Consider the following 3571-nt stretch of genomic DNA (forward strand, 5'->3'; position numbering starts at 1 on the left):
CTCCTCCGGCGTCGGCTCCCGCCCGAGTTCCTGATCGAGCGTTCGCGCGGTCCGGATCAGCTTGTTGATCGTCTCGATCATGTGGACCGGGATGCGGATGGTGCGCGCCTGGTCGGCGATCGCCCGCGTGATCGCCTGGCGGATCCACCAGGTGGCGTAGGTCGAGAACTTGTAGCCGCGCTTGTACTCGAATTTGTCGACGGCGCGCATCAGGCCGATGTTGCCTTCCTGGATCAGGTCGAGCAGCTTCAGCCCGCGATTCGTGTACTTCTTCGCGATCGAGACCACGAGCCGCAGGTTGGCCTCGATCAGATCCTTCTTGGCCTGCGCCGCCTCCGCCTGCCCGCGGCTGATTTCCCGGGCGAGGGCCGACAGTTCCTCCGCGTCCGCCTTGATCTCCTGCTCGATGATCCGGATCTCCTCCGCGGCCAACCGGATCTTCTCCTGGATCTCGCGCCTCACCGACTGATCGCGCGTTCCCTTCAGCCGGCGCTCGAGGTCCCGCTGCGAGCGCTGGTGCTGCTGCAGCTTGCGGTGGGCCTCCAGGACTTCCCGGGCGATCTGATCCACGAACGACTGCGACAGGCCAAGGTCGGGCAGGAGCTCCTCGCGGAGCTTCTCTTCCAGCCGCTCCCGCTCCTCCGAGACTTTCCGGTGCGTCGGCGAGCCGTCCTTGAGCCGGCGGAGGCGGGATTCGAGCCTCGCGGACTGCTTGACCGCATCCAGCACCTCCTCGAGGCGGGCCACCGCGTGCTTCACCTTTCGGGCGATGAGCTGCTCGCGCGGCAACCCCCGGCCCTTGACCCCGATCGCCTCCTCCGAGATGTCGAAGATCTCCTCGACCTTCTTCGGGGACGCGCTGAGCGTGGCGGGGATGGCGCGGATCTTCTCCAGCCCGTAGCGGCACGACAGGAGCGCGCGAAGCACGCGGACCTCGCCCGCTTCGATCCGCCGGGCGATCTCCACCTCCCCCTTCTTGGTGAGGAGCGGAACGGCACCCATCTCGCGCAGATAGAGGCGCACGGGATCGTCGGTCCGGTCGCCGGTCGCGTGCGGCACCTCCTCCTTCCGCCGCAGGCCTTCTTCGGACGCGGACTCCTCCGCCGCCTCGATCTCGGAGATGTCGATCTCCTCGGCGCGCAACAGGGCCTTCAGCTCCTCCATGTCGCCGGGATCGGCGAGGAGCTCGTCCGGGAGGTGCTCGACGAGATCCTCGGGGCCGAGCGCCCCCTTCTTCTTGGCCATCGCCAAGAGCGCCTTCACTTCCGGGTATCGGTCCGTCAGCGCCACGTCCTGCTCCGTCCGCCCCGCCCGGGGCGGGATCCTCCACCCGTGCGCCGCCCCGCGCCCTGGCGGGCGCGCGCCGGCGCGGCCTCGGTTGCCTGGAACTGGTCTTGGTCCGGCGGGATCGGCCGAGCCGGGGGAGCCCGCCCGGCCGCGGGCCGCCCGGCTCCCGTCGATATGGAGCGGCCCCTCCGGAAAGTCAAGCGGTCCGAAACCTCGCGGGTGATCGGGCCCTAGTCTACACCGCCCCCCCATCGGCGGCGAACCGGTCGAGGAACTCCGCCAGGCGCCGCGCACCTTCCACCGGCATGCCCGTGTACATCGATGCCCTGAGCCCTCCCACCGATCGGTGGCCGGCGAGACCCACCAGGCCGGCGGCCCGCGCCGCCTCCAGGAAGCGGGGCTGGAGCCCCGGATTCCGGAGCCGGAAGACGACGTTGGTCAGCGACCGGCACGGGGGGGCCGCCACCGGTTCGTAGACCTCCGGGTGCCGATCCAGCGCCTCGTAGACGAGAGCCGCCCGCTCGCGGGTCCGGCGGTGCATCTCCTCCGCCCCCCCCTCCTCCTCGATCCACTCGAGCATCAGGCCCATCAGCCAGACGAGGGCCGTCGGCGGCGTGTTGAGCCGGGAGCCCGCGGCGGCGTGGGCGCGGTACGAGAGCATCGGGGGGAGCCCCTCCGGCACCGCCTCCAGCAGATCGCGGCGGATGACGACCACCGCCAGCCCCGCGGGGCCGAGGCACTTCTGCGCGCCGGCGTACAGCACCGCGAACCGCGATACGGGAAGCGGCGCGGCCAGGATCTCCGAACTGGCGTCGCCGACGAGCGGCACCGGGAGATCCTCGGGCAGTCGGGCCAGGCGCGTTCCGAAAACGGTGTTGTTCGTGGTCACGTGGAGGTAGGCGGCGTCGGCGCGGACCGCCCACGCTTCCGGCGGGGGCACGATCCGGTAGCTCTGCTCCTTCCCGCTCGCCGCCACCCTGACCGGGCCGGAGGCGCGGGCGTGCTCGAGCGCCTTCTCGGCCCACCGGCCGGTGAGGACGACGTCGACGGGGCGGCCGTCCCGGCGGAGGTTGAGCGGGAGCATCGCGAACTGCATCGTGGCTCCCCCGGGCAGGAGGAGGATCTCGCGGTCCTCCGGGACGGCGAGCAGGCGCCGCAGCCGCTCTCGGACCTCCTCGTGGATCCGGGCGTAGTCGGGCCCGCGGTGCCCGATCTCGAGCACCGAAAGCCCGCCGAACCGGGCGGGGTCGAGGCCCTCCTTCGCCCGCCTGAGCACCGCTTCCGGCCACCGGGCCGGGCCCGCCCCGAACGACAGCATCCGGTTCGCGCCATTCACCTTGACCTCTCCCGGGGTCCGATCGTATCTACCCCTCGCGGGCATCCCGCCGTCCGGGGATGGTAGGATGCCGCCGGCCCGCCGGCACGCGCGGACGCCGGGCCGGACGGTTCGTTCCACACGGCCCGCGGACGACGCCCGCGCGAAGGAGGAAAACACAGAGCGGATGAGAAGACCCTACCTGCAGGAGAGAACGGAGCCGCAAGTCCGCATCAACGAGCGCATTCGCATCAGTCCTGTCCGTCTGATCGACGAAAACGGGGAACAGGTCGGCGTCGTCGAGATCGAGGAGGCGCGGCGCCTGGCGGCGTCCCGCGGTCTCGATCTCGTCGAGGTCGCTCCGGATGCGCGCCCGCCGGTCTGCAAGATCATGGACTACGGCCGGTATCGCTACGAGCAGCAGAAAAAGCAGCAGGCGATCCGGCGCAAGCAGCACCAGGTCGAGATCAAGCAGATCAAGTACCGGCCCGCGATCGACGACCACGACTTCGAAACGAAGACCGGCAAGGTCAGGAAGTTCCTCGAGGAAGGCCACAAGGTCCGGGTGACGATCATGTACCGCCGGCGGGAAATGCGCCGGCCGGAGATCGGGGAGATGGTCCTCGATCGCGTCGTGGAGGCGGTGAAGGACGTCGGCATCCCGGAGGACCGGTCGCGCCAGATGGCCGGACGGGACCTGTCGGTCACCTTGGCCCCGATCGCGAAGAAGTAGCTCTTCACGGAGCCCAGGCCTGCGCGGCGAGGCGAGCCAGCGGCTCCTCGCCCGAGGCCCGGAGTCGCTCCGCGACATCCTCGGGGACGCGGGCCAGCGCCCGCGCCGCCGCCACCGGCTCGCCCGCGAGGCGGGCCACCCAGGCGTAAGTCACCGACCAGGCGATCCCCCGCCACGCGGCGGGCGTCTCCTCCAGGAGGCGTCGCGCCTCCTCCGGCCGCCCGAGGGCGGCCGGA

4 protein-coding genes are annotated in these 3571 nt (G+C 71.0%); 1 reads left to right on the top strand and 3 read right to left on the bottom strand.

Features of this window, described 5'->3' with window-relative positions:
- A partial coding sequence (locus tag D6718_07145) for a sigma-70 family RNA polymerase sigma factor (protein ID RMG45554.1) occupies window positions 1–1290 on the bottom strand: 1290 nt, incomplete at its 3' end.
- A gap of 232 nt (window positions 1291–1522) precedes the next feature.
- Window positions 1523–2668: a 3-phosphoserine/phosphohydroxythreonine transaminase gene (gene serC, locus D6718_07150; GenBank protein RMG45555.1), complete on the bottom strand. Its 1146-nt coding sequence runs from the start codon at window positions 2666–2668 to the stop codon at window positions 1523–1525.
- Window positions 2669–2789: 121 nt separating this feature from the next.
- Here serC and D6718_07155 point away from each other — a divergent pair, with 121 nt between their 5' ends.
- Window positions 2790–3335, top strand: coding sequence for a translation initiation factor IF-3 (locus D6718_07155; GenBank protein RMG45557.1), 546 nt, complete (start codon window positions 2790–2792; stop codon window positions 3333–3335).
- Between the two features lie 4 nt (window positions 3336–3339).
- On the opposite strand, the gene D6718_07160 is transcribed toward D6718_07155, so the two are convergent.
- The coding region (locus tag D6718_07160) for a hypothetical protein (protein RMG45556.1) at window positions 3340–3571 on the bottom strand (232 nt) is incomplete at its 5' end.

The sequence above is a fragment of the Acidobacteriota bacterium genome (assembly GCA_003696075.1).
In the GTDB taxonomy this organism is placed as follows: Bacteria; Acidobacteriota; Polarisedimenticolia; order J045; family J045; genus J045.